The 26,395-nt window shown below is 69.4% G+C and carries 25 protein-coding genes and 1 pseudogene; 22 read left to right on the top strand and 4 right to left on the bottom strand.

What is annotated here, in order from left to right; genetic code table 11:
• Positions 1 to 91 precede the first annotated feature (91 nt).
• From ACFY1E_RS44490 to ACFY1E_RS44395, 20 genes are all read left to right on the top strand, one after another.
• Positions 92 to 493: a hypothetical protein gene (locus tag ACFY1E_RS44490; protein WP_389087388.1), complete on the top strand. Its 402-nt coding sequence runs from the start codon at positions 92 to 94 to the stop codon at positions 491 to 493.
• The gene (locus tag ACFY1E_RS44485) at positions 490 to 840 is read left to right on the top strand and encodes a hypothetical protein (protein WP_389087385.1); all 351 of its coding nucleotides are present in this window, start codon (positions 490 to 492) and stop codon (positions 838 to 840) included. The genes ACFY1E_RS44490 and ACFY1E_RS44485 overlap by 4 nt, the downstream gene beginning before the upstream one ends.
• 111 nt (positions 841 to 951) lie before the next feature.
• The gene (locus ACFY1E_RS44480) at positions 952 to 1,569 is read left to right on the top strand and encodes a hypothetical protein (protein WP_389087383.1); all 618 of its coding nucleotides are present in this window, start codon (positions 952 to 954) and stop codon (positions 1,567 to 1,569) included.
• A gap of 8 nt (positions 1,570 to 1,577) precedes the next feature.
• Positions 1,578 to 1,910: a hypothetical protein gene (locus tag ACFY1E_RS44475; RefSeq protein ID WP_389087380.1), complete on the top strand. Its 333-nt coding sequence runs from the start codon at positions 1,578 to 1,580 to the stop codon at positions 1,908 to 1,910.
• A gap of 119 nt (positions 1,911 to 2,029) precedes the next feature.
• A complete protein-coding gene (locus ACFY1E_RS44470; RefSeq protein WP_388818343.1) occupies positions 2,030 to 2,527 on the top strand; it encodes a hypothetical protein in 498 nt (165 codons plus the stop codon).
• Positions 2,528 to 2,636: 109 nt separating this feature from the next.
• Entirely contained in the window at positions 2,637 to 3,059 is a 423-nt protein-coding gene (locus tag ACFY1E_RS44465; protein WP_389087378.1) for a hypothetical protein, read from the top strand.
• Positions 3,056 to 3,826, top strand: coding sequence for a hypothetical protein (locus tag ACFY1E_RS44460; protein WP_389087375.1), 771 nt, complete (start codon positions 3,056 to 3,058; stop codon positions 3,824 to 3,826). The genes ACFY1E_RS44465 and ACFY1E_RS44460 overlap by 4 nt, the downstream gene beginning before the upstream one ends.
• Positions 3,823 to 4,728: a hypothetical protein gene (locus ACFY1E_RS44455; RefSeq protein ID WP_389087373.1), complete on the top strand. Its 906-nt coding sequence runs from the start codon at positions 3,823 to 3,825 to the stop codon at positions 4,726 to 4,728. The genes ACFY1E_RS44460 and ACFY1E_RS44455 overlap by 4 nt, the downstream gene beginning before the upstream one ends.
• A gap of 21 nt (positions 4,729 to 4,749) precedes the next feature.
• Entirely contained in the window at positions 4,750 to 5,460 is a 711-nt protein-coding gene (locus ACFY1E_RS44450) for a hypothetical protein (RefSeq protein WP_389087370.1), read from the top strand.
• 30 nt (positions 5,461 to 5,490) lie between these two features.
• Positions 5,491 to 6,249, top strand: coding sequence for a hypothetical protein (locus ACFY1E_RS44445; protein WP_389087368.1), 759 nt, complete (start codon positions 5,491 to 5,493; stop codon positions 6,247 to 6,249).
• Positions 6,246 to 6,911 carry a hypothetical protein gene (locus ACFY1E_RS44440; protein ID WP_389087366.1) on the top strand — a complete coding sequence of 222 codons (666 nt, stop codon included), beginning with the start codon at positions 6,246 to 6,248 and terminating at the stop codon, positions 6,909 to 6,911. The genes ACFY1E_RS44445 and ACFY1E_RS44440 overlap by 4 nt, the downstream gene beginning before the upstream one ends.
• Before the next feature lie 29 nt (positions 6,912 to 6,940).
• Positions 6,941 to 7,351, top strand: a complete 411-nt coding sequence (locus ACFY1E_RS44435) for a hypothetical protein (RefSeq protein WP_389087364.1) — start codon at positions 6,941 to 6,943, stop codon at positions 7,349 to 7,351.
• Positions 7,352 to 7,376: 25 nt separating this feature from the next.
• Positions 7,377 to 7,748, top strand: a complete 372-nt coding sequence (locus ACFY1E_RS44430) for a hypothetical protein (protein WP_389087361.1) — start codon at positions 7,377 to 7,379, stop codon at positions 7,746 to 7,748.
• Between the two features lie 307 nt (positions 7,749 to 8,055).
• Entirely contained in the window at positions 8,056 to 8,448 is a 393-nt protein-coding gene (locus ACFY1E_RS44425; RefSeq protein WP_389087359.1) for a hypothetical protein, read from the top strand.
• Positions 8,445 to 9,251, top strand: coding sequence for a DUF317 domain-containing protein (locus tag ACFY1E_RS44420; protein ID WP_389087356.1), 807 nt, complete (start codon positions 8,445 to 8,447; stop codon positions 9,249 to 9,251). The genes ACFY1E_RS44425 and ACFY1E_RS44420 overlap by 4 nt, the downstream gene beginning before the upstream one ends.
• Before the next feature lie 164 nt (positions 9,252 to 9,415).
• Complete coding sequence (locus tag ACFY1E_RS44415; RefSeq protein ID WP_389087354.1) at positions 9,416 to 9,769, top strand: hypothetical protein; 354 nt, start codon at positions 9,416 to 9,418, stop codon at positions 9,767 to 9,769.
• The gene (locus tag ACFY1E_RS44410) at positions 9,766 to 10,584 is read left to right on the top strand and encodes a DUF317 domain-containing protein (RefSeq protein ID WP_389087352.1); all 819 of its coding nucleotides are present in this window, start codon (positions 9,766 to 9,768) and stop codon (positions 10,582 to 10,584) included. Before ACFY1E_RS44415 ends, ACFY1E_RS44410 begins: the two co-directional genes overlap by 4 nt.
• Before the next feature lie 273 nt (positions 10,585 to 10,857).
• Entirely contained in the window at positions 10,858 to 12,654 is a 1,797-nt protein-coding gene (locus ACFY1E_RS44405) for a type IV secretory system conjugative DNA transfer family protein (RefSeq protein ID WP_389087349.1), read from the top strand.
• A 1,461-nt stretch (positions 12,655 to 14,115) separates the two neighbouring features.
• Complete coding sequence (locus ACFY1E_RS44400) at positions 14,116 to 15,387, top strand: DNA cytosine methyltransferase (RefSeq protein ID WP_389087421.1); 1,272 nt, start codon at positions 14,116 to 14,118, stop codon at positions 15,385 to 15,387.
• The gene (locus tag ACFY1E_RS44395) at positions 15,387 to 16,514 is read left to right on the top strand and encodes a DnaB-like helicase N-terminal domain-containing protein (RefSeq protein ID WP_389087347.1); all 1,128 of its coding nucleotides are present in this window, start codon (positions 15,387 to 15,389) and stop codon (positions 16,512 to 16,514) included. The genes ACFY1E_RS44400 and ACFY1E_RS44395 overlap by 1 nt, the downstream gene beginning before the upstream one ends.
• Positions 16,515 to 16,957: 443 nt before the next feature.
• Here ACFY1E_RS44395 and ACFY1E_RS44390 read toward each other — a convergent pair whose 3' ends face one another.
• Positions 16,958 to 17,845 carry a transporter gene (locus ACFY1E_RS44390; RefSeq protein ID WP_389087344.1) on the bottom strand — a complete coding sequence of 296 codons (888 nt, stop codon included), beginning with the start codon at positions 17,843 to 17,845 and terminating at the stop codon, positions 16,958 to 16,960.
• A gap of 1,334 nt (positions 17,846 to 19,179) precedes the next feature.
• Here ACFY1E_RS44390 and ACFY1E_RS44385 point away from each other — a divergent pair.
• The gene (locus ACFY1E_RS44385) at positions 19,180 to 20,520 is read left to right on the top strand and encodes a hypothetical protein (protein WP_389087342.1); all 1,341 of its coding nucleotides are present in this window, start codon (positions 19,180 to 19,182) and stop codon (positions 20,518 to 20,520) included.
• Positions 20,521 to 20,533: 13 nt separating this feature from the next.
• Positions 20,534 to 20,666: pseudogene (locus ACFY1E_RS44380) on the top strand (IS110 family transposase); the annotation flags it as partial.
• 9 nt (positions 20,667 to 20,675) lie between these two features.
• On the opposite strand, the gene ACFY1E_RS44375 reads toward ACFY1E_RS44380, so the two are convergent.
• The 3 genes from ACFY1E_RS44375 to ACFY1E_RS44365 are packed head-to-tail and all read right to left on the bottom strand — an operon-like array spanning position 20,676 to position 25,883.
• Positions 20,676 to 23,405 (bottom strand): TerD family protein, encoded by a 2,730-nt coding sequence (locus ACFY1E_RS44375; protein WP_389087339.1) that lies wholly within the window; start codon positions 23,403 to 23,405, stop codon positions 20,676 to 20,678.
• Entirely contained in the window at positions 23,395 to 25,464 is a 2,070-nt protein-coding gene (locus ACFY1E_RS44370; RefSeq protein ID WP_389087337.1) for a DEAD/DEAH box helicase family protein, read from the bottom strand. The genes ACFY1E_RS44375 and ACFY1E_RS44370 overlap by 11 nt, the downstream gene beginning before the upstream one ends.
• Complete coding sequence (locus ACFY1E_RS44365; protein WP_389087334.1) at positions 25,461 to 25,883, bottom strand: hypothetical protein; 423 nt, start codon at positions 25,881 to 25,883, stop codon at positions 25,461 to 25,463. The genes ACFY1E_RS44370 and ACFY1E_RS44365 overlap by 4 nt, the downstream gene beginning before the upstream one ends.
• Between the last annotated feature and the right edge of the window lie 512 nt (positions 25,884 to 26,395).

Below are 26,395 nucleotides of genomic sequence, written 5' to 3'. Positions count from 1 at the left end.
CTCCGCGGCAGCGCACCGCTGACCGCTCAAAGAAAAGGATTCGCCTCTGTCTGACCACTTCCGCTTCAGCGCCCATCCCGACCACGGCTTCGTGGCCGCCGCCACCGCGAACATCCCCGCGCACCTGGCCGACTGGTTCCTGGTCCGTGAACAGTTCGAGCCGATCCCCGAGGCCCCAGGCCTGTACCGGCTCACCCACCCCCAGCAGGACGGGGTCCTCCGTACCCGCCAGGCCGTCCTCGACCTTCGCCGACACGGCTACGAGGTGCAGGCCGACTACCCCCTCGACCCCGCCCTCACCGCTGGCCCACCGCAACCGGCCGTGCGCAACAAGCTGATGGAGCGACGCAACCCCATCGCGCAGGCAGCGGCCACCCGCTCCCCGCAAAGGCTCACCGCCCCGACAGCCACCCTCCCTGAGTTTGTGCCGCAGACCGCCGCTGTGCCCATGGGCGACCGAGCACAGGCAGCCGGAAAGGGGCGGAGCCGATGAGCGACGAAGCGATCCACATCACCTGCGGCCTGGGCGGCGAAGTCGAAGTCGAAGGCCCGGTCGATGCCTTCGCCACGAGCGTCCTGGCCCGTGCCGGATTCGACACCTATCCCACCCTGCGCGGCGTATGGATCCGGTTGCCGTTCGACCTGGGCCGCACCTGGGAGAACGAACACGCCACCTGGGCTGCGGAGATGCTCACCGCAGCTCGCTACAGCGTCGACCTCGACCCTGACCTGTGCCCCACTCCGGCCGCAGCGTCCGCACCGCCGACGCTGCGCCGCACGAAGACCGCCATGACCCCGCAGCCCTCGCCCGCCGGCGCCCCGCGGCGGCCACGGCGCTGACCCCGGTGTCCCGAACCGAAAGCCCGCTGCCCTGACTTCCTCCGCCGAGATCACCCTGCACCTTGCCGTCGGCAACACGATCGTCGCGCTCCCCAGCGGGGAGCGGCACCGGTGGGCCACCACCGCCCTGGAACTGGCGGGATTCACCCGGCACCAGGACGAGGTCCACCGGCTGGCCTCGACAACCACTCCCAAGCGCGCGAGGCGCTCACCCAGCTCCACCAGACGGCCCGCGACTGCCAGACCAAGGTCATCACCAGTGAGCGTCCCTATCTCGGCGACATCGCGCACCTCATCGCCGAGGGTCTCCCCGGTCCGTGGGAGGTGGACATCGAGCACTACCCGGACGGCAACATCCCCACCCACCTGCTGGACTGGGTGTGGGAGGCTGGCCCCGTGCTGTCCCCGCTGGTGAAGTACCGCAACTCAGGTGCGGCGATCCTCCGCGACGGCGGCGGCACCGAACTCCTCCTGGCCGAACGCCCGTGGGACGGCCAGTACCTGGTCGCCACCCTGCTTCCCTCCCCTGACTACCTCCACGTGATCGGCGCAGGGCCACGCATTGTCGCCGCCGCCCATGCAGTCGCTGCAGAGGTGCGCTCACGCCTCCTGCCGGAATTCGAGCAGCTGGTGAACCTCGCGCGGCTGCGCGAAGTGCAGGAAGACCTGAACTGGTTGCGGGACCACGTCGAGCCCGGCACCGTGCCCTACCCGACCCCGCGGACCTAGACGCCGCATTGGAACGGTTCCTCACCCACGCGCCCTACCTGATCACGGCCAGTCGCCGCGTCGGCGCCAAGCCCCTGGCCGCGCAGGATGCGAAGGTTCTCGACCGCTTCGAGACCCTCCTCGCCTCCCTGACGCAGTCCAGCGACGACGCCGGAAGCGGGCTCGAACCAGGCGGCACCTATGAGGCCATGGCGGTGTGGCTCGAGTCCGACGAGGACCTGATCACGGTAGTCCGCAGCGCCACCGGCGGTTCGTCCCAGGGACCCTCCCGCCCCACCGTCTCGACCAGCACGCCGCCGAAACCGCCGGCGGCTGCTGCCGCCACCGGGCGGACCCGCTGACCGTCCACCACTACCGCCTTGCCGAGGCCACTGCCCGGGGTGCTAACACTCCGCCCCGGTCGCGCCGAACGCCCGGAACACACCGAACCACCCCCGACAATAAGGAGATTCGCCCTCATATGGCCGTCCGAACGACGTGGAACATCGTCCACCGCTGTGGACACGAAATCTCGCATGATCTTTCCAACCGCCCTGCCGACCGGCGGGCCGGATTCGCCCGCTGGCTGGAGGGACGCGACTGCACCGACTGTTGGAAGGCCGCCCGCGACGAGGACAGCGCCGGCAAGGAGGAGTGGCTGGCCGCCAGGCGCGCGGAGGAACAGCAGACCGCCACCGAGTGGGCCGAGCAGTTCGACATGCCGCCGCTCGAAGGACCCGAGAAGGCTCTCGCCTGGGGCGAACGATCCCGCCACCAGCTCGTCACGACCGCGTACAGCGCACTGGTGACCGAAGGCAGCTGGGACGAAGCCGACTGGGCTGCCCTGGAGGACACGATCCGCACCGTCACCCGCGTTGGGTGGTGGATCGATCAGCGCGACGCCGAGGGCACTGACCTGCCCGAACTCCTGGACGCCGCCACCAGCGACGACACCGGAACCGAGAATCCGTTCCGGTAGACACAGGGTCTTATACCCGACGATCACCGGTTACCGAAACCGGGGATCGTCCGGATCCTTGTTCCTCCCACCGCCTCCCCTGCGCCTGATCGTGGAAGGAACCCCTGCTGTGCCCGACGCCATCTCCCGCCAGCCGCATGCCCCAGGTGACGTCGTCACCCCCGAACGGGACATCACCCACCAGCACTTCCGGCCCGGCGACCATGTCGTCATCCTCAAGGGCACCTCCGGCAGCGAGCTGTGGGGAGACGCCTACAAGGTCGTCACGCCCTCGTGGCACACGCCGACCGACGAGGACGGGTGGCGGCTGTACGACCCGGCCGGCGGCGAGCGCACGTACCTCACCGCTCACCCGCGCTACCTCGTCCATCTCTCCAGCCGCTGCCCGGACTGCCTCATCTACCAGCAGGCGCTGCGTACTTACCTCGTCCCACGCCTGGCCAGCGCCGAACAGGACGTCGACTGCGGCTGGTACTCGGTCAACCACCTCAATCAGGTGGTGCACGTCGCCGACGCCCGAGGCGGGCGATGACCCCCAGCCCCGAGCGCAACGCGGCCCTGGCCCGCGCGGCTTCGATCGCCATCGAGACGGTCGCCGGTACCCAGTGGCCCATGCGCCTGGCCGAGGCCCTGCGTGATCTGGACGCGACGTGGCAGAAGTCAGCCGAGGTGGGCGCTGACGTCGCCTGGCAAGCCCGCGCCGCCGGGAACAGTGCGCTGGTACTTCTCGACCCCGAGCACGTCACCGACCCCGGCCCCGGCCCGGTCATCTGGCGGACGTACCGGCACCTCTACCTGAGCGCCCTGCGCTACGACTTCCGGTGCCGCTCGTTCGAATCCCTCCTGAACCAGGTGCCGTTGAGCGTGCTGAATGCGGACCCGTACAGCTGGGCGCTGTACGCCTTCGCGCGCCTGGGCCAGTCCCGCTCGGATGGCCTGGCCGTGATGGAAAAGGTCCTCGCCACCGCATCGGATCACCCCAAGACGCTGCACGTCCTGCTGCACGGAGTGTGGCTGGGCGGTCTGCTTCCCGGCCGCGCGGACGCGCTGCTCGCCCTCGTGGACCGGCTGCCCGAGGGCGGTGGAGACGATCCGATCGCGCAGTTCCGCAAGGCTTCGGCGCTGCGCGCGCTGGGCCAGTACCGCCAGGCGCGCACGGCCATCGAGCGCGCCCTGGAACTCCTGCCGCCGGGCAACCTGGCCGTCCACTCCGACCTGGTGCGCGAACACACCCTGATCACCGCCGCGCACGACCTGACCCAACTCGCCCGTAGGCGCCGGAAGCCCACCTCACAATGATCATCCGTATCCATCCACGTGACATCAGCCCCAACGAGCCGCTCGCCGAAGCCCTCGACCGCCCGGTCAGCGACCAAGAGAGCCTGACCGAGCACACGGTGGTCGCCCACTGGCCGGGGCTGGACTATTACACGCGCGACGACGAGCAGAAGTCCTGGACCTCCGCCGAGTGGGCCGAGCACCTGGACGACCCCAGCTGGCAGCACCCCTTCGCGGCCAGTGCGCAGGACGACCGACGCGCCATCTGGCACGCAGATGTGCGCCTGCACCCCAGCGACCGCGACCTCACCGGCCCCGAGTGGTCCGAGATCGCCCACCGGATCGCCCGCATCGCGGGCATCCAGCGGCCAGGGGACGACCACGGCTGCCGCTGGATCGCCGTCCAGGCACAGCCCGGCCGCCTCGACCTGCTCGCCAACCTCATCCGCCCGGACAACACATGGACCACGCAGCCCCACCGGCTGCTTCCGCTCCTGGCAGCCGAGTGCCGACGTATCGAGGCCGAACTGGACCTCCGTTCTCCCCTCCTCGGCCCTGATCCCGGGCAGACCGCCCGCTTCGCGGAGCGCACCACCACGGCGGGCAACGGCGCTTCACCAGGCGCTGCCGACTCCACCACTCAACTCGCCGGACTGCTCCGGCAGCTCGCCGACGAGAAGACCGGTCCGCTCGCGACCGTGCGCGGCCTCGTCGAGCACGCAGCCCACCGTCTCGATCGCCTCCCGCACGCCTACGGCCCGGCCGCAGGACACCAACTGGAGCTGATCGCCCGCCGCTTGCACGGCGTCCAGCAGGACCTCGACGCGACCGCCGCCGCCCTGCCCGCTACCGCACGGCCGGTGCCCCTCTCGACCCGAATGACCGCCGCGCCTCCCACGCCCGGCACCCGGCTGACCCACTGACCCGACAGAAAGAACAGCTTCTTGGCCTTTGCCGATCGCTTCCTGACCCTGGGGCGCGACGCGCACTCCGGAGAAGTCCTCGCCCGCGGCGGCGATCCGGAAGCCCACAGCATCCTTCAACGCACCGGCTTCGTCCCCGTCGTCCGCCTCCACGAGACCTATCACCGCCTGCCCATCGGTCTCGACATAGCCGAGGAGGAACGTCTCGCCACTCGCGCCGTGACCCGGCTGCGCGCTGTGCGCTACCACGTCGACGCCGATGACGCCTTCGACACCGAGACGCGCGAGGCGCACTACCAGCCACTCGGCTCGCTGGTCGCCGACCTCGCCGAGCGGATCCGTGAAGCCACCACGAGCGGCGAGGTCGCCGACGCGCTGACCGAACTGACCGCCTCCCACGACGGAGTGCTCATCGCGCTGGGTGAAGTCCTTACCGCGACCGCCGCCTTCTACCAGGGCCTGGGCCAGGCCCCGGATCCGCACACCGCGAAGCGGCTGCAGTACCTCGGCGAGCACCGGCTCGGCGTCATCCGGTCCGACCTCACCCACATGCGAAACGACCTCGCCGACCGGCACCAGAACCACCCCCAGCGCCGCGCGTGCACCGCCGACGTCGGGCCGGACGAACACGAAGCCTCCGCCATCTGCGCCTGTCCTGCACCCCCGCCGCGCCTGACCACCAGCCCCGCCGCCGCACCCACCGCAGCAGCCCCGGCAAACAGGCGGCGCTGACCCCCGCCCCCTATTTCCTTCGAGGAGACCATGCACGACCCCACCCCCGGCACTACTCTCGGCTCGTTCGCTGCCGTCCTCGCCGGCGAACTGCCCGGCGCCTGGACCAGCACGTACCACCCGGACCGCGGCGGCAACAACGACCACGACGCCCTCACCGACCACGTGTGGGACATGAACGATGTCGCCGACACCCTGGCCAAGCACACCGTGGACCACTGCGCCGTGCTGACCCGCGACGACGGCAGCCGACTGTTCGTCGCGGACCCGCTCGGGCACGGTGAGGGCTACCTCATCGCCGCTATGGCCCCCACCGACGCACCGGCCGAAGCGTTCCGTGGCGTCCGCGAGCCCGACGGAATCCCGGTGGCCGCCGATCCGTTCAGCGCCGCCGAGGACATCCATTACGACCTGCTGCCCCGGTACGACAAGGCCCTCGCCCAGGTCCGCACCAACGCCGCCCGCCTCGCGACGCCGCCGGCCGCCGAGCCGGAACACGTGGTGATGACCTGGTCCGGAGACGCCCTCGTCGTCGACAGGCCCGACCGCGACGACATCGTCCAGGCCCTGACCGAGGCCGGCTTCGCCCTCGACGCGGAAAACGACGTCTTCGTCCTGTCCGGTGACGACTCCGCGCACCAGGCCGCGTCCGTACGAGCCGCCGGCCACCGCTTGTCCGAGCTGGGCGTCGGCGTCGTCCTACGTAATCCGCCCGCCCGGCCCGCCCTGGGCACCACCGCGGTAGCGCCTCCGAGCCCGCCGGTCACCTCTCCGCACCGGGGCCGGTGACTCTCGCACACGAGGCCGAGCCGACGTTCCTCGTCCTGGATTACGTGACCATCACTTGGGACCCGAAGACCGCGCTGGTCGTTGCCATCGGGGGCGACCAGCGCGCGGCCGGCCTCCTGCAGACCGCCGGCGGCTTCCGTTCCGCCCCAGGCCCACGCGGCGACTACCACCGCCTGCCGCACGCCCTGCCCGTCGAGGAGCAGCGTCAGGGTGCCACCGCCGCAGCCCATGCCCTGCTTCTGGCTGGGTACAGCGTCCATCTCGACCCCACGCTCAACACCCTGGCCACCCAGGGCAGCGACCGGCAAGCCGCCCACCGCCATCTCGAACAGCTCACTTCACTCGGCAGCGATGCCGACAATGACCGGCAGGTCGCGGCGATCCTGACCGAGATCGCGGCACCCGACGACGGCCTGCTGCCCCGCCTTACGCAGTCGCTGCTTGCGACCTGGGCATCGTGGGGCCGGCGTCTCAAGGACACCGGCCGTGACCCGCAGGTGGCGATGCGGCTGGGGGCCATCGTCAGCAACCTGTCCACCCTCACCTGGCAGATCGAGCAGGTCCGCAACGACGTCGACCGGACCGGCCCCGCACTACAGACCCGCCCCCGCCCAGTGTCCACAGCGCCCTCGCCACTGGCTGCGCCCGCCGTTCGACGCTGACCCGATCCCCGAACAGGAGCATGCCGTACGTGGGAAACCGCGCCGACGACGAAGGCACCGACGTCGAGATCTACATCAGACCACTGACCGACACGGTCCACGCCGACACCCCCACCGATGCGCCCGAGGAACTCCTGGCCCTGCTCGACAGCCTCGGCTTCGAACGCAAGACGGCGACGGCCGGGCCCGTCTATGTCTGGCACGAGGTCCCCGACCGCCTCACCGAGGCCGAGAAGAAGTGGCTCGCCACCAGCGCCGTTCCCTCGCTGCTCGTGGCCGGATACCTGGTCAACATCACCAACGCCGTCTGGGACGCCGCCGCCTATCAGGAGGCCGCAGAGGCAGTGCGCCGCCAGTCCGGCGCCGCAGCCGCGCCGCACACCGCGACCGCCTCCGTCATCCGGGCCCACGGCAGTCCGGCGACACCCCGTCGGCGGTGAGCCACGATCGAAAGGAGTCCCGCTCGTGAGCCTGGCGGACGAGCACGAGGTCGACGTCGAGTTCTATCACCGCGACGGAACGATCTACGTCGATACCCGCACCAGCGCCCCGGAGCAGCTGCTCGTCCTGCTCGACGGCCTCGGGCTCGAACGCCACGGCGGCGAGGGCGAGATCTGGCATCAAGTCCCCGACCAGATGGACGAGATCGCCATGAAGGACATGGCCGATCGGGCTGCGTGGCTGCTGACCCGCCACGGCTTCCAGGTCTCCATTGATACGGGCCTCTTCGGCGGCACCGCCTACCGCGCCGCCCTCGCCGCATCCCCAGCACACCGGCTGGCACCCGCGCCCGCAGCGCCTGCCCCGAGCGCGTCGCGCCCTCGCCGTACGCGCTGACCACCCACCGCGCCGACCCCGCATGGGGGGCGGCCCAGTCCTCACCTGGAGTACCTGTCACCCGCGAAACCGACCGCACCCCACCGCCCATCACAGCCGACCGCAAGCCGCGCCTGGTCACCGCCCTCTTCCGCCGCTACCTGCGTGCCGTCACCGCCGGCAGCCGCACACGGACCAACCTGCTGGCCGGCGGGCACCCCGAAGCGGCCCTCGACGAAACCCGTCGCCGGGACATGTTCCCTCTCGTCGACAGCCACCACATCCGCCACCACAACTAGCAGCCCGACCTGGCCCGTTCAGGAGGCCCATGACCAACCCCCCGCCCCTCACCTCGGTACGGCTCGCTGACGACATCGCACGCCAGCTCAGCCAGCTCACGCAGCTCTTGGCCCAGTCGCCGCCGCACGAGGCCGCCCAGATTCTCGGCAAGGTCCTCGACTACGGCGAGGGCCTGCTCGGACGAGTCACCGACCTGGTCGCCACCGGATCACGCTTCGCCCAGGACCGCTCCCAGCGCGGCATCCTGCACCCCGAGGTGTGGCTGGCCCCGGGCCGCGCGGCCAACGAACTCGACAGCGTGGGCGAGGACCTCAACGAGCACACCGGCACGATCAAACAGCTCGCCACGCCGACCACCCCGTCCACCAGCCCGGCTGCGCGGCCCGCCGGATCGGCGATGGTCGTCAGGCGGCACCGGTGAGACAGAACAAGCAGTGGTCCGGCTGGGGCGCCACCGGTCAGCAGGCCCAGCAGCACTACCTCGTCGAGCCCCGCTATCTCGCCGGCGGCGGCGACCTGCGCCACGTCACCGAGTACCTGCGCGCCTCCGGGTGGAAGGACAAGTCCAAGAGCGGCGGCCCCATCGTCTTCGACAGCCCGGACAAGTCCGTGCGCATCGGATACGACCCGTTCACCCAGCCCGGCGGCTGGACCATCAGCGGGAAGCAGACCGCGCACCAGGAGGCATGGCACGCCACCTTCGGCCGGCAGACGCCCGTCGAAATCGTCGCCGGTATCACCGACGCCCTGTTCCAGGACCGCAAGGCGCACGCCCCCAACGTGTGGGAGCCCCTGCAGCAACAGGGCTGGGAGACCGAGCGAGGCCAGCACTTCACCGCCCGCAGCCCGGACGGCGACGCCTTCGTCCGCTTCCACCAGTCCAGCCCCGGGCAGGCGCACTGGTGGGCCGGTGCTCGCAACGAACACGGCCGTGTGTGGGAGGCGATGTTCACGCCGACCACGCCGATGCATCTGGTGAAGGCATTCAGCACGGCGCTGTCGGAACCTCAGCCCGTGCTGCGGCTGCTCGGCCACGTTCCGCCCTCCCAGCGGATCCGCACCACCTCCGTGTCCGTCCTGCCGTCCCAGCTCGGCGCGTGGCAGCAGGCCCGGATCACCGCCGCCAGAGCGGCCACATGGGCCCGCAACTCCTTCGCCACCAACCGGGCCCGCACCCCTCCCGGCGCCCGCCCGTACGCGACATCCGACGGCCGACGCCGCTGACCGGCCTCGGGTGGACACGCCCGCCGCCCTGTCCCCAACTTTCCTCGATGGCAAGGAGGTTCATCACCGATCCGAACTGCGACGAAACCCTTGCCACAGGGGATATCCACAGGGCTGTCCACAGCCTGGCCCCGCTCACCACCACGTTTCACTCAAGGACGCTGATGCCTAAACCCTCACACCCCAGCTCCGACCAGATCGCGCAGGCGACCGCAACCCTGACCCAGCTCAAGGACTATCTACGCACCAACCCGCCCGTCACCGACGTGCTGCCGCTGCTGGCTCGCCTCCTCGACGAGGACACCGGCGTCCCCATCCTGCTCGGCGACGTCCTGCGCAACGCCGCGCACCTCGTCTCCCAGCAGGCCGCCAGCCCCCAGACCGACGAGATCCGCCTGATCATCGACGGGCTCCGGGACGCCGCCCAGGAGGCCACGGACTGGCACGTCCTGCACTGGGACATCCAGCGCGTGGGCGGCCAGGCGTTCGCGCCCGCAGGTCCGCCGACGACTTCGTGACCCTCCCCTACATCGTCAGCAAGGCCGACGACCCCTGGTCTCGTATCTGGTTCGACACCAGTCCCCGTCATCTCGCCGGGCCCGGCGACCCGCGCCATGTCACCCAGGCGCTGCGGGCCGGCGGCTGGAAGAACTACGCCGACCCCGACTTTCCCCATGTCGTCCTGGCCAGCCCCGACTTCCGCCACACGCTCGTACTCGAACCCGCAGCGGACACGTACTCCGCCTGGTGGCGGATCTCCTCACAGCGCTGGCACGCGTCGTTCGGCGGCAACACACCCGCCGAGATCATCGCCGGATTCACCGACGCCCTCCTGCGCCCCGCCCCGGCCACGGAGCCAGACGTGTGGCCGACCCTGCAAGCGGCGGACTGGACCTACGAGCGCGACGAGCGGGGCAATGAGAGTGCGCGCCATCCGGACGGCATCACCACCATGGAGCGGCGGGCGACGCTGACGAGCGACTACTTCAGCTGGAGCGCCGACGTCGCGCTCCCCACCGGCCTCGGTGGCCACCAGCGGCTGTGGCACGCGTACTTCGACGACCGCACACCCCGCCACCTGCTCGCCGCCTTCGCCACCACCCTCACCGACCCCGCGCCCGTGCCGCGCGGCCACTACGACGTCCCGCACTCCCACCTGGTCACCCAGGTGGAACGCGGCGCCCAGGGCGAACAACTGGCCACCGCCCACGAGGCGCGCCTGAAGGCCATCCGGGCCGCCGCCCGCAAGGCCCGCCGCAGTGGCGCGCCGACCACGCACCCCGTCCCGGCACCCGCCGCCGAGTTGGCCGCTGCTGCGTCCCGGGGCCGCTGAACCACGCGGCGCGGCCCCCGGCCGCGCCGCACCCCCATCAGAACTGCATGCCCAAAGGCCCCTCTTGACCATTTCGCTCGAACCCGCGAGCCCAACGCACCGCCTCGATCTGAGCCGACTCGCCATCTACCTGCGGGAAAGCAGGCAGATCCTCGCCGCCCGGCAGCGCCCAGCGCCCACTACCCCGCCCGCACCGCACGGCCCTTCGCCGCGCCGCACCCCCTGACAGGACCCGCCCGCGCCGCGCGCCTCACCCACATACTGGAACAGCCCTTGCCCCAGCCCTCCTCCACCTCGTCCACCGACGGCTACGACCTAGCCTTCCGCGTCCTGGGCGTCGTCCTCGCCATCGCCGTCCCCCTGTCGAACCTGGCGTGGCTGGGCGGCAACCTCACCTCCTGGGCCACAGACACCGGTCCCCGTGCGCCGTATCAGCCCGTACAGGCCGTGCTCCATCCCGACCAGCTGTGGCCCCGCCTCGGCGACACGTCCCTGCTGCTGGGCACCCGCATCCTGCCCAGCACCCTGCTACTCGCACTCGGGATCACGGCCGCCGTGCTGTACAAGCGGTACAAGGACGGCAACGGCGGACGCAGGAAGCGCGTCGCCGGGATGGCCAAGCAGCGGGACATCGAGCCGCTGCTGTCCAAGGCCATCACCGCCAAGGCAAGATCATTGCGCCCAAGTCTGAAGGACGCCAAGCGCCTCGAACCGGCCGACACCGGCATCCTGCTCGGCAACCTCCAGGGCACGAAGCACGAAGTGCGCATGGGGTACGAGGACGTCGCCGTCGCGATCATGGCACCGCGGTCCGGCAAGACCACGTCGCTGGCGATCCCCTCCATCCTCAACGCGCCCGGCCCGGTCCTGCTCACCTCCAACAAGGCGGCGGGCGACGCCTACACGGCCACGCTCGACGCGCGGGCGGCCTTCGGCCGGACCTGGTCGATGGACCCGCAGCAGATCGCCCACGCCGAACGGGCCATGTGGTGGAACCCTTTGTCCGACGCCAAGACCCTCGACGGCGCCGACAGGCTCGCCGGCCACTTCCTCGCCGCCTCGGTGGACGCCTCCCAGCAGGGCGACTTCTGGTCCAAGGCGGGATCCAACATCCTCTCGCAGCTGTTCCTGGCCGCCGCGCTCGACGAACGGCCGATCACCGACGTGATGCAGTGGCTGGCCTTCCCCGCCGACCGGACCCCGCTGGACATCCTGCGCGACCGCGGGTTCGCCGCCGTCGCCGCGCAGTTGAAGGGCACCGTGGAGGGCCCGCCGGAGACCCGCGACGGGATCTACGAGACCGCCCGCCAGTACGCCGCCGCCCTGCTCAACAGCGGGATCGCCGCATGGGTGACACCGCAGAAGAACGTGGCGGAGTTCAAGCCGGGCGAGTTCGTCACCTCGAAGGACACGCTCTACCTGCTGTCGAAGGACGGCGGTGGCGGCGCCTCGGCCCTCATCGCCGCGTGCGCGGACTCCGTCATGCGGGCCGCGACCACCCAGGCCGAACGCGCCGGAGGACGCCTCGACCCGCCCATGCTGGCGATCCTCGACGAGGCCGCCAACGTCTGCAAAATCTCGGACCTGCCGGACCTGTACTCCCACCTCGGCAGCCGCGGGATCATCCCCATCACGATCCTGCAGAGCTACCGGCAGGGGCAGAAAGTCTGGGGCGACGCCGGCATGGACGCCATGTGGTCCGCCTCCACGATCAAGGTCATCGGGTCCGGCATCGACGACCCGGACTTCGCCGACAAGCTGTCCCGCCTGATCGGTGACCACGACGTCGAGACCACCTCCACCTCGACCTCCGAGTCCGGCAAGTCCACATCCGTCAGCATGCGGCAAGAACGCATCCTGGCCGCCGACGCCATCCGCGCCCTACCCAAGGGCACCGCGCTCGCATTCGCCACCGGCATGCGCGCGGCCATGCTCGACCTGCGCCCCTGGTATCTCGAACCCGGTGCCGGCGAGCTGACCGCTGCCTCCGCCCTCGCGTCCAAGGGCATCACCGAACGCGCCGTCGCCAAGGCCGCCCCGAAACAGGCTGACTTCGACACCACTGCTTAGTCCGCGCTCCCCGCCCCTCGCTCAACTCGCCTACGGAGGCGCCCATTCACACCTACGAGCCCGCTGACCTGGAAGACATGGATCCGCACGAAGTCTTGGATGCCGTCGTTGCCGACCTGCGCGACCACCGCATCACAGGTGACGGAAGCGGCCTGTTCACCCCCACCCGGCACATCAGTCTGCTCTGCCGTCTGACCGCCCGCATGGCCACCGACGGCGAGTACCAGCTCGCTCCGAACATCGCTGGCCTCCCTCCGGCCAAAGCCCTGGGACAGATGACCGGGCACCTGAGACGGGCCATCGCCCATTACACCCGGGCCCTCGCCCCGCTCGTCACTCTCGCCCGGCCCGACGCGCAGGCCACGCTCCAGAACAGCTCGACGCGATCGACCTGCTCAGCCGCCTGCGCCTCCACCTCAACGACGCCGGGCAGGCCCTGGCAGAGGCCCGCGCCTGTCTCGGTGTGCCCCACCTTCCCGCGGCACCGAGCACGACCGCCGCCGTACCCGTGCCTCCCCAGCCGTACGGCGCCGCTCATGACCACGCCGCCCGCCGAGTCCCTGTGTTCGACGTACGCCACCGCTCACGCCCGTCGAGCGGCTGCTCCACCTCGCCGATCAGTGCACCCGACACAACGTCGCGCTCGGCCTCCTCCTGCGCGCCGCGATCGAACCTGCACCCTCAGCGCACGTCGCGTCCGCGAAGCGCCTGACCACCGGCACTGGCATCGCCGTCAAAGCCATCCAGGAGGAGCGGTTCTACGAGAGCACAGAGTTGACGGAGTGCGTCGTGCGGCTCAAGCAGCTCGCCTTCCTCAATACCGCGTCAGCCGACTTGGGCGCCCAAGCGGCATGCGAGCTGACCGCTCTGGCTCCCGAAGCCACGGTCCACTGCGTCGCGAGCCTCGCCGCGGAGACACGGCGACGTCAGTGGTCAAGCGCCATCGCACCGGATGAACGGCTCGCTGCCACCCAGCGCACCGCCCTGGAGCAGATCGCTTGCGGTCATGTCATGTCCAGCAGCTCCTTGGGGCGGGAGTTCACGCATTCCAGAGAGCCCAAGGTCCTGATGAACGCGCTGCCAACCCCTGGATTCGAAGGGCCTAGCCGAGCGGGCTGCGAACTCCGCTCCTAGCGCATACATCGGCGGCCCGCCACTGGACCGCGTACGCCTCCCAGCAGCAGGCATCACGGCCCTCGGCACCGTCGTCGGACTACCCCCCAGGGCCAGGCACCGCCCCCGGCACGACACGCCGCCCGGCCTTCCGCCGCCACGCAGACAACCACCCGAAGCCGCTGAACCACCCCCCAGGAGCCATCCCATCTCCACACCCCTACTCGACCTGCCCGATCAACCCCGCCAGCTGGCACGGGCCTTCGAAGCCCTGCGCACTCTCGTGCGCGACGCCTTCTGCACCCCCGAGCCGGTGCATGACGACTTCGGGCTGGCCTCTTGAGGCGGATCATTCTCGATCTGTTCGCCGGGCCCGGCGGCTGGAGCCACGCGCTCGCCGTCCTCGGCGCGCGGGACATCGGCCTGGAGTGGGACGAGTGGGCCTGCAAGACCCGCGCCCAGGCTGGGCAGCTGACGATCCGGACCGACGTCGCACGTTATCCCACGTGGACCTTCTCGGGCCGGATCCTCGGGCTGATCGCCTCCCCTCCCTGTCAGGCATGGAGCATGGCGGGCAAGCGCCTTGGTCTGGTCGACCAGCCCCTTGTCCACCAGGCCGTCGCCGACCTCGCCGCCGGACGCGACACCCGAGAGCAACTGCTCGGCGCGTGCGCAGACGAACGCTCGCTCCTCGCGGCCGAACCCATGCGCTACCTGCACGCCCTGAACCTGACGGGCGAGCCCGAGTGGGTGGTGATGGAGGAAGTCCCCGACGTCCTTTCTCTGTGGCGGCAGTACGCGGCCATCCTGCGAACCTGGGGGTTCTCCGTGTGGACCGGCATCCTCAATGCCGCCGACTACGGCGTCCCGCAGACCCGGAAGCGCGCGATCCTGCTCGCTTCCCGTACCCGCACTGCCGAGCCTCCACCACCTACCCACGCACAGAGCGCCGAGCCGGAGTCGCTGTTCGGCCCCGGCCGCGACCGCTGGGTGTCCATGGCCGAGGCTCTGGGCTGGGGCGCTACCGACCGCCCGGTGCCCACTGTGTGCGCCGGAGGCGGCCCAGGAGGCGGCCCCGAGCCCTTCCCCTCCGGCTCGCGTAAGACCCTGGCCAACGCCCGCGACCGGGGCACCTGGACACCTCACCCCGACGCCGAGTTCGTCTTGGCTTCCCGCAGGGAGGGCTCCGGCTGGGTCGCCCGGCACGGTGCCCGCGAGAACCGCCCCGTAGATGCTCCGGCCCCCACGTTCACCGCTGAGGCGCACCGCTGGTCGTGGTCACTACGCAGCAACAACCAGTCCAACGCGACCGTGCGCCGTGCCGACGAGCCCGCCGGCACTCTGTTCTTCGGCCACCGGGCCAACGAGTGCACCTGGGTAGCCGACGCCCCCTCCGGAATTCCGGACGGCGCACAGTGGTCAGCGCCGACCCCAATCAAGATCACCGCTCGGGAGGCGGGCGTGCTACAGAGCTTCCCCGCCGACTATCCGTGGCAGGGCAACAAGGGCCAAATGTTCTCGCAGATCGGCAATGCCGTCCCCCCGCGCCTGGCCGCCCACCTGCTCGCCCCGCACCTCAAAACGTCCTTCAAGCCCAACGACTTCACCCTCGCCGCCTGATGCCCCACACCCCCGAACCCGACGAGAACGACGACCTCGACCTCGTGCCGGCGCCGAAGCCGGTCCACTACGCGGAGCAGGCCCTGCTCGGTGCCCTCCTCCTCGAACCTGCGCGTCTGGTCGACACCGAGCCGCTGATCGCCCACCACTTCGACAGCCACACGAATGCCGCGCTGTTCACCGCGATCCGCACGATGCCGGCGCCCGACCCCACCGCCCACGCCAAGGACACCGCCTGGCTGAACGCTGTGCTGGACCACGCGCGTCCGCACGCTCCCGGACTGAGCGCGTCCTACCTTCACGCCCTCATCCAGTTCTGCCCACAGCCCAAGCACGCTACGGCGTACGCCAGGATGATCCGTGCCGACAACGCCCGCCGCATCGTCCGCGGGCACGCCGAGCGCCTCGCGTCCACCGCAATCGACTCGGGCCTGCCCAACCCGGCCGCCACGACGCTCGGTCTAGCGGACGACATCGGCTGCGTCCTGGACTCCCTCGCCGAACAGTTCGCCCCGCACCCCGGTTCTTTCCCCCGCACGACACTCTCCACGGAGGTCCCGCGGCAGGCCAACGACGAGGACCTCGACGAAGAACGCCTCCTCCTGGCGACCGCCACTGCCTATCCGGCGGAGGTCCAGCAGATGCGGTGGCTGACCGAGGCGGACTTCCTGTTGCCGCTGCACGCCACGCTCTGGCAGTCCATCACGGCGCTGGTCCACCGCGGTGACATGGTCGATCCGGTCACCGTCCTCGGTGAGGCCCAGCACCGCGGTCTTCTAACCGGCTCCCTCTCCCCCAAGGACGTGATGGCCCTGGTCTCCACGCCCGCCGGCTCCCCCGAGTACTGGGGCGAGAAGATCGTCAAACGCGCCCTCCTCGCCCGCGCCCAGACAGTCGCGGCACGGATCACCGCCTACACCGACGACCCTGCCAACACCCCCCACCAGCTCATCACCGGCAGCCGCCGCGCCCTGGCCGACCTCAACGCCCTGCGCAATCGCTGGAACCGTGCCACCGCACCGGCACCCGCGCCTGTCGGCAGGCCGTCGACACGCGCCGGGCAACCGCCCCGGGCGACCAGTCCACCGCTCCAGCCCGCACTGCCTGTCTCACGGGCCCACCGGTGACCCCGCGCCCGAGCCCGGTTCCCCCGCATGGCCCTCGCCGATCTCGCGGAGGCTGGTGAAGCAGATCGCCAGTAGCCTGCCCGTGACGCTGCCCCCGCCCCTTTCCACGGGTCTTCGGCGCTGACCACCGCGCACAGGCAATTGCCGATCCTCTCGCAGGTCTGACACGTTGTCTGAAGGCCCTCGTCGGACGGACATGAGGGCGCACTGATGAACCGGAACTCTGCCGCGAAGTGTGGATGGTGTGGCGCCGCACTCCGATGGAATGACGACGCTCCACGCTGGAGAGCGCCGACAGGGTAGCGGCGGATCCCCGGTTACCGAAACCGGGGATCCGCCGCATCCTTATAGCTCCACCGCCACCCCTGACTGCCACGCCGAAAGGCAGCACCACGACACCAACCCCCAACAGCGGACGCACTTACATGCCAGCTACCGGCACGCTACGCCGCGGCGTAGCTGATGCGGAACAGGTCCCGGGCGCGTTCCAGGTCCCGCGCCGTGCTCAGCTGCAGCTCCAGGTCGCCGGTGCCGTGGTGACCGAGCCCCGTCACGTCCCGGGTGAAGCCCGCAACGAGGTCGACCGCTTTCGGGTCCGCCTTGAGGTAGACGAGGAGCTTGGTCTGCTGCGGCGGGCAGACGCAGGCGAAGTTCCGCAGCCTCTGGTAGGCCGCGTACTGCTTGCGCTGGACCCGGGTGACGCCCTCACCGAGGCCGATCAGCGTCTCGTCGACCGCTGCGGCCAGCTCCGCCATCCCCTCGTCCCGCCGCCGAACCCTCGGCCCTCCGGCCGCGCGCGGGCGAACCCGCCAGGAAGCGGCCGGGGAGCCAGTGACAGACGCTACGGTCTCCAGGCCGATGTGATCGCTGCCGTAGTACCGGTAGCGCACCAGGTCGATACTGCGCCGGTGCTCGCGTACGGCGTGAGCGTCGTAGCGGGTGAAGTCACCGGCGACACATATCAGCCGCGGTGCGCTCCACAGAATTTGGGACGCGGCCATAGCCCCGAGCCGGTCACGTACCAGGCTGCGGAAGGCATCCTTATGGGCTGTGAGCCAGGCCATGTAGTAGAGGCCCTGGTTGATTACCCCAGCGTCAGTGCCGCGCTTGTACTCGACGACCACCGGCGCCCCGTTCTCGTCGAGTCCCAGCGAGTCGATCCGCCCGCCGTCGCAGCAGCCGATGACGTACTCGCTCGCCAGGAACGTGACGCCCAACATCACCTCCATATGCGCCTCGACGAGGTTCTGCACATCCGCCTCGACCTCAGCAAGACGGGGCACGACCTCGGTCACACCGCTCTCCAGGTTGAACAGCTTCAGTCCCACCACTCCCCCTGCGCCAACACGCGCCAGAGGGAAACTCCGCAGAGCTCAAAGATATTTCCCGTCACCGAAATCAGTCATGAGGAGGACAGAACAAGCAGTCATGCACGCACAGAACAACGCGATGCAGGATGACCTCAGTCCGGGGGCAGGGCAGGCTGATCAAGGCGAGGTTGTGGACATACTCTCCAACCGGCGCGCTCGCCAACAAGCTTCTGCAGAGAATGGCCGGGCAGGACGGCTGCCGCAAAGTAAGCCCGCCCCCAAGCTCCCCGCGTTAACAAGGCCGTTGTCAGTGCCGCATGCGATGCTCCCCTCGGATATCGGGCGCTTCAGGAGGAGACCGGATGGCGACGGGGCGTCCGCGGAAGGATCCACGTGATCCGGCGCTGATCATGCGGGAAGCCGGGCTCGAACCACTGGAGCCCTACCCAGGAAGTAATAAGCCCTGGCGATGCCGCCACGAGGCGTGTGGGAGAGAGGTGGCACCGCGGCTGGGCAACATTGTCGCGGGCCAGCAGGGCGGTTGCCGGTACTGCTCGGGCACGGCGGCGATTCCTCCGGAGGAGGCGGTGGCGTTGATGCGCTCGGCCGGCCTGGAACCGCTGGAGCCGTATCCCGGGGCCACACCGCCTTGGCGCTGCCGGCACGTGCCGTGCGGTCGGGAGGTCAAGCCGCGCTACTCGTACATCAAGCGCGGAGGGGGACCGTGCCGATGGTGCGCGCCGAACGCTCCGGTCGATCCCGACCAGGCCGCCGCGCTCATGAGGTCGGCGGGTCTGGAGCCATTGGAGCCCTATCCCGGCACCGACGTCCCCTGGCGTTGCCGCTGCACAGCCTGCGGAACGATCGGGACGCCCACTCATGGGTCGGTCAAGGGCGGACAGGGGGGCTGCGGCCCGTGCGGGCGCAAGAACGCCGGGCGGGGCATCAGCCGTTCATGGTCGCGTCGCCGCGAACTGCCCCGCACGGACGGCGACCAGGCCGCAGCCGAGGTGAAGGATTTCGACCTGGAGCCGCTGGAGTCCTACCCGGGACCGAGCGGCCTGTGGCGTTGCCGCCACCTCGCGTGCGGCCGAGACGTCCAGATCAGGTTGAGCAACCTCAGGCGCGGCCTTCGGTCCTGCCCGTACTGCCCTCCATCACCGGGTGGCCGACGTCGCTGGCCTGCGGACGAAGCCGAGGCTCTCATGCGTGCTGCCGGCCTGGAACCGCTCGAACCGTACGGGGGGCGTCGTGACATGGCGTGGCGGTGTCGCTGCAACGGCTGCGGGCGCGAGACGTCACCGAGTCTGGGCGGCATTCTGGCGGGCCAGGGCGGCTGCCGGCACTGTGCCGACGTGAGGGCGACAGCGGGCAGAAGAACCGACCCGCACATCGCGGTGGCTGCCATGCGTGCCGCCGGGCTGGAGCCACTGGAACCCTATGCCACCTCGATGACGGCGTGGCGGTGCCGCTGCACGACCTGCGGCAACGAGGTCTCCCCGACCCTCATGAAAATCCGTACTGGTGGCGGATGCAAGTTCTGCGCCACCCACGGCATCGACCTAGCAGGACCGTCGAAGGTCTACGTGATCACCCACCGGAAGTGGAAAGCCGTCAAGATCGGCATCGGTGCCTGCACCGGCTACACCTCTCGCCTCATCCAACACGAACGCCAGGGTTGGCAGCTGCATCAGGCCCGTGAATACGCCACCGGCGCGGCTGCCTACGACGTCGAGCAGGCCGTGCTGGGCCGCCTGCGCCAGGCCGGGCTCATTCCCTTCCTCACAAGCGACATCATGCCGAACGGTTGGACCGAGACCTGCTCCGCATCCCGCGTCACGGCGGCCGAAGTCTGGGCCATGGTCGACGAGGAAACCCGGAACGCCACGGAACCCTATGCACACCGAGTCGGCGACCGACCCCGTGCCGCGGTCCTCATCGACGCGGAGGCCGCAGCCGCCGAAATGCGGGCCTGCGGATACGAGCCACTCGTACCGTATCCCGGCCGCACCAACGTGACTTGGCCCTCGCGCTGCATGACCTGCGGGTACGAGGGGCGTCCGACGTTCAATGCCGTCCGTAACGCGGGCCAGCGCTGTCGCGTCTGCAGGGCAAAGGAAACCCAGGCGAAACGCGCCGCCACGAACGCGCCGAAGGCCCAAGAAACCATGCGCACGGCCGGACTCCAACCGCTGGAACCCTACCCGGGCAGCCAAACGCCGTGGCGGTGCCGCTGCACCACATGCGGTCGCGAAACCAGCCCCACCTACTCCAACGTCAACAGTGGTTCGAAGGGCTGCCGGTTCTGTGCCCTCAACTTGGCCACCGACGAGCGGGCGTCCGCCGAGGTGCGAGCTGCCGGGTTCGAGCCGCTGGAGCCGTACCCCGGCCGCACCACGGACCATTGGCGCTGCCGCTGTTCCTGTGGAAACGAAGTCACGACGCGCCTGTCCTCCATCCGGTCGGGAACCACCGGCTGCAAGAAGTGCCCCCGATCCGGCGGCCGAACCGATCCGGCGGCAGCCGCCGCGGAGGCACGCGCCGCCGGGTTCGAGCCGTTGGAGCCCTATCCGGGGAAGACCACCGACCGGTGGCGCTGCCGGTGCAGGTGCAGCACGGACATCACACTCACCCTGACCAGCATCAGAGGAGGCCGTACCGCGTGCGGCACGTGCTCCCAAGGCCCGACTCAGTAACCATCGGCGGTCACAACGTGCCAAAGGCAAACGCCACACCCAGGCCGTCATGGCGCTCTCCCGCCGCCAGGGTCAACGTTCTCTGGGCTCTCCTGCGCGACAGACGATGCTATGAGCTCACACCGCCGATGGCCCGAGCGGCTTGACAAACGGCACTAGGAATCGATGTTGATGCCGTAGTCCGCGGCCAGGCCCGCCAGCCCGGTGTCGTAGCCCTGGCCGACAGCACGCACCTTCCAGCCCGAACCAAGTCGATAGACCTCCACAGCGATGGCGACGGTCTCGCGCGAAACGAAGGGAGCTGGCTCAAAGGACAATCTTTCACCGGAGGGTTGGGTGATGTCCGCGCGCCATGTGGAGTGCTGGTCGAAGACAGCTACGGGCTGGGATTCGAGGTCGATGCTGGCGATGACTGCCACGGTGTGGATGTCGTCGGGAATCTCGGGCAGCTCCACGGTGACGATGTCGCCATCCGTGCGGACCCCGTCGTGGTGGGGATGGTTATAGAAGACGAGGTCCTGGTCGCTGCGGACCTTGCCGTGGCGGGTGAGTAGGACGGCGGAGACATCAACGGGCGTACCGGTGGCGGTGACGCGCACCATTACCCGCTCGGATGCGAGATGGGCATTAGCGCCCTTGCCCAGCACGTTCCCGGCCTCGCGCTGGGACTCTGGGGCAGCCTTGACCGCATCCGCGTCGGATGCCTCTGCGGGTCGGCTGGTACCGGTCAGCGCGGCGAGGGTGTCCTGGAAGAGGGGCCAGCCTTGAGCTTCTTCGCCGGGCCAGGGCCAGGCCAGGCGGTGGGCGCCGAGCTGTTTAGGTGTCGGCGGATGTCCGAGGGCCTCGTAGAGCTGCACATAGTGCAGGCTTTCCTCGGCCAGGCGGCTGAGCTGCCACTGCCGTTGGGCTTCTTCGGGCTGATTCATGCGGAGGTCGTTGTCTACGGCGGCGCCGCCGAGCGCAGTGTAGACGCGCTCGGCGAAGACGTGACCGTCACTCGTAAGCAGACGAGCCGGACGCTGTTGCTGGGCGGCAGCGGGCTCGCCGATCGCGGTGTACAGGGCGCCGAGGTCACCGCCGGTCCATTGGTTGGCCGCGCTGGTGGCGAATTGGGCGAACTGGATCAAGGTAGGTGGCTTGCCCTTCGCGGCCACGAACCGGTGATGGGCACGGGCAACGTCTTCCAACGCGGCGCGCCACCGCCCCTTCAGGTAGGCGTCGAGATACTGCTCTGCCCAGCCACGGCGATGGCGGGTGACGATGTCACGCACCCGCTCGAACCCTTCGCGGCGGCTGCCGCTGCTGTGACTTATCGTCAGGGTGAAGGAACCGATCTCGGTGTCCACCGGTAGCTCCCTGTGCTCCCGGACGATCTCCTCCTCCGGTCCCAAATACCGCTCAGCAATGCGCAGTTCCTCGAACAGATCCGGCGAGACAGGACAGCCGGCGGCACGCAGCGCATCGAGGGGACGGCTGTAGTAATCGGCCACATCGGACAGAGGGGCGCGGGAGTAGGGGCCTTCGCACACAAACCAGGCGGTCAGCGCGACACCGTGCCAAAACTCCAGGGCGGGGCCGAGCGTTTGGGCCATCACCTGGTGGGGCCGGGGGTTGCTGACGATGGCACCAGGGTGGCGCTGCAGCGTCGCCGACTGCCACAGGCGGTCCACCTGCTCGTTGACGGAGGCGGGCAGCACCTGCCGGTACAGCTGCTGGCTGATGCCGTGGTCGTCCTGCCAGGCGAAGGACATGATCTCGTTGTCGACGAGTCCCCATAGCGGCCGCATGCCGGGCCTTTGGACAGCATGCGTGTGGTCGAAGGCTGTCCACCAGTCACGCAGGGCTGCAGCACGTTCTTCGACGGGGGAAAGGGAGGTCGGGCCACCGAGGAAGGCCGCGAGCATGGCATGGATTTCGTCCTCCGGGATGCCCGCCTCGGCGGCCATGCCAGCTGCCTGGGCAGACATCCCCACGTACAAGCGCGGCTCGGGCAGCGCGGTGATGACTTCCTCATCCGGGTGCGGTGGCGCCTGCAGGTAGTCCAGTACTGTCAGCCAGCTGCCGGCGAAGTAGCCGGAGACCACTGGCTGCAGCGCCCGGGTCAGGACCCGCCTGGCCAGGGCAGTACCGGCCTTGGCCTTCTTACCAAAGCCGGCCATCAGGGCCTGCGTCTGCTGGATACGGTGACGGGTGACTAGCTGTAGAGGATCAGTGGCGGAGAGGGTGTCCAGGAGCCGGAGGCGGGCGCGTTGCTGGCCGCGTCGGTCCAGGCGGTGCCAGCCACCGCCGAAGCGGAACTCGTCGAGCGCATCCTGGCCCAGGCCGAGCAGACGGTAGCGTTCCTCAATACCGCACCACTGTTGCTGTTGGTCTTCGACGGTCCCGGTCGGTCCCGTTGCCCGCACCCGGACCGGCTCCAGCAACGTCTCGAACAACGGCACCAGCAGCGCCCACAGCAGTACCGTGTCCGCGCCCCCTGCCACGCTGACCCGGGCGGTGTCATCGGTGGCCAACGTCACCGCGTGGGCGGCGCGTTCGCGCAGCAGATGGGGCAGGTTGACTGCTCCTGCCTTCACGGAGAGCTTCTGCGGCAGGTACCACGCACCGCGTTGCTGTTGCTCCCGCACTCCGAACTTCTCAGCACACCAGGCCTTCTCCGATGCGCTGAGCCCAAGCACTTCAACGCTGTCCGCATCCTGTGGTCCTTGGCCTCTGATCACCGAGGCCACTCGCTGGCCTCTCAGTGCAGCGGCCAGCAGCCGGGCCGTGAGCGCGTCGAGCTCGGCGAAGCGCTGGTGCTGCCCGGCAGCCGCCTCCAAGGCAAGCCCCTCGTCGGGGCATGCGCCGGTGACAGGCTGCCACCAGCGCGGCTCGTCACTGGCCACCGGTCAGCCTCCGCATGTACTCGACGAACTGTTCAAACGGCATCGGCGTCGCCGTGTTTTGTGCGTAGACGGCGTAGCGCTGGGCCATCAGCTGCATCTCCCGCTCCGCCCGCCGAGCTTCCACCCGGCCCAGATCGTGCACCACCCGCTGTTCGACACGCCCCTGCTCGTACAGCACGAACGCCTCAACCCCGCCCGGGACTGCGCCGTCAGGGGCCGCGTCTCCCGTGCCGTCACCGTCCTGTACCGGTTCGAGGGTGGTGGGGTCGATCAGAGGGACGTCGAGCAACACTGCTGGATCCATGTCGTTGTCCGCGCACATGGCCTCCAGATGGTCCTCCAGGCCGAGTTCGGCATGGCAGACCACGTCCAGGTACTGCTGATCGACAGCCAGGCCGGAATGCCTCAGTACGCGCACACCACGCCCGATGAACTGGTAGAACTCGCCGAAGCTGCCATAGGGGCGCACTGGCACCACGACGGTGATGGGCGGGAAGTCGTAGCCCTGGCCGAGCATCCGCAGCTGCACGATGCCTTGCAGGTCTCCCGCGTCGGACTCGAAACGCCGCCGGGTGGCTTTGATCGTCGAGGCGGACATGCTGTGGTGCAGCGTGCCGCAGGGGATGCCGTGCTCTTCGGCGATCCGGGCGATCTGCCGCGCATGGGCCTCGCCCATTGCCGCGAACAGCGCCCGGGGTTTGACCGGGGCCAGCAACTTGGCCTGGGCATCCAGACAAGCCCGCGTAACGGTCATCACGTGCCGGATCGATGCCTCGGACTGCGCTGTGATGCGAGGCATCTTCCGCTCGTCTCCCAGGGCGGCCAGCAAGGCATCACGGCCCACGATCTGTTCGCGGCGCCCGTCGGGCCACACCGCCTCGTAGACCGTCGTCGCCACTTCCGGGGCGAACCGGTGCACACGCAGATTCTTCGCCGAGCCGTCCGCGACGGAGTCCACCAGCCGGTAGCGGTAGACGACATCGGCCTCGATGGGTTTACCGTCCAGGCGCTGGAAGCACGCTGACATAAGCAGGGTGCGTGCTCCCTCAAAGTGAGCGAACAGCCGCTGGTAGGAGGCACTGGCCGCGATGTGTGCCTCGTCAACGACGATGAAGTCGACATCCTCGGGCTCCAGCTTGGCCAGGAGGTCCCCGTCCTTGTCGCCGGTGCCCAGCGCGTGGAAGTTCGTGACCAGCACATCCGCGGCCAGCAGCCGCTGCCGGCTCACCCGGCTGATCTGCCCGTCGTCCCTGTCCAGGACCAGGGTGGCCGGCGGGCGGGCGCCGGGCAGCAGTGGGCCTCCCGTGAGCCCGTACAGAACATTGCCCGGCATACCCGGATCAAGTGCCTTGGCGAACGTGCCGCGGATGACCGATCCGGGAGTCACCACCAGCGCCCGCCGCCTGCTGAAGGACAACGCGGCCGCTACTCCCAGCGCGGTCTTGCCGGCCCCGACCGCCATCACCGTGGCCGCATGCCGTCCTCCGGACGCGTAGTAGTTGGCCAGCGCGGCCAGAGCCTCGTCCTGGCACGCGCGCAACGGCTCCCGGGCCACCGAAGCGCGTGCACCAGCGAAGTAGGACCCGTCAGCCGACGGCTGACCGCCCCGAGGTGGATCGGCTGCTCGCAAGGCATCCCCTGCCATCTCCGGGACCACGATGCGCGGTACGGCGACCACCAGCGGTGCGAGCGCCGCATCCTGGCGCAACATCGCCTGTAGCTGGGCAACGCAGCGCGCGGTATCCAGGCGCACCGCGTCATAGGAAAACCGCAGCACCGTCAGCCCCGTAGCGGCGAGGTCGTTCTGCCGCAGCCGGTCGTAGGTGAAGGCACCCCGATCACTGTGGAAGGTGAACCCGTCCAACTCGACGGCCAGTTGCAGCGCCTCGCCTGAGATCAGGTAGTCCAGCCGGTAGGTGCGTTCATTGACCGTCACCGGATGCTGGCTGCGCACGTGCGCGACGATGCCCCGCTCCGCAGCCGGAGTGAGCACCCAGCGCAGGAACGCCTCTTCCAGATAGGAGGCCGAAGGGATCAGCTGGTGCAGTCCCGTGCTCATGCAGCCCCGCCAACCGCAGCTTCCTGCAGCAACGCGCCGACCTTCTCCGACAGCCGGGTCACCGCGTCCTCGCCTTGTCCGAAACGGGCCAACCGCTTTGCCACGCTGAGAGCTTCTTCGAGAGCGCCTTCGCGTTCCAGCAGCGCAATGAGCCGGGACACCGACGTCACATGCACGAACGTCTCCGGGACAGGACCGGTGTCGAAGGACACCGCCTGCGGGGCGGCCTCCATCAACTCCAGGTCCAGCAGCGCGAACACCTCAAGCAGCTCAAGCCCTTCAGGGTAGGAGCGCCGACCGCTCCACAAACGGTCGACCGCTCCCTGCAAGACAAAGTGGTAGTCCATCGCTCCACCGGGAAGCTCCAGCGCCTCCCAGACCCGGGCGACCAGGTCCGCTCCGCTCGCTTCTATCGGCACATGCCGACTGGCCGGCGTTGCCGACGTAGTTCCCTCATCAGTCGGCCACATCGGTGATCCGTACGACACTTCCGGACGGACTCGCGCCTCTGGCAGCGCCTCGCGAACAACACCAGGGCTACCGGGGAACTCCATACCGGGAACCGCCGCCATCCGTTCAAACCACGTCGCCACGTGCTCCGCTCTTCCCGCTTCCGCTGCGTCAGCCGCCAGGTAACTGCGTCACCACTGCCGGGCATCCCCCGGATGGCACGTCTCCCGTGCCCCGCGAAAGTAGTGCCACCTCGCGAACCATATGCCCGCCAGCCGAAGCAAGTGGCGCTATCAGCGATCGGCTCGCGTTCTGTCCGCTCCATTCTGACCTGGGCCTCGCCCTGACTGATCCACGGTGCTGGGAGGAACCTGGCCGACCGAAGGCGCCATCGTCCGCCGGTCGATGATGTATGCGAGGGCGAAGTAGCTTTCGCGTCAACTATCGGCAGATTCCGGAAAGTTCACGCTTCTATACCCGT

Source organism: Streptomyces sp. NPDC001604, from assembly GCF_042893475.1.
Classification (GTDB): Bacteria; Actinomycetota; Actinomycetes; order Streptomycetales; family Streptomycetaceae; genus Streptomyces.
This window is presented reverse-complemented; position numbering and strand designations above follow the sequence as displayed.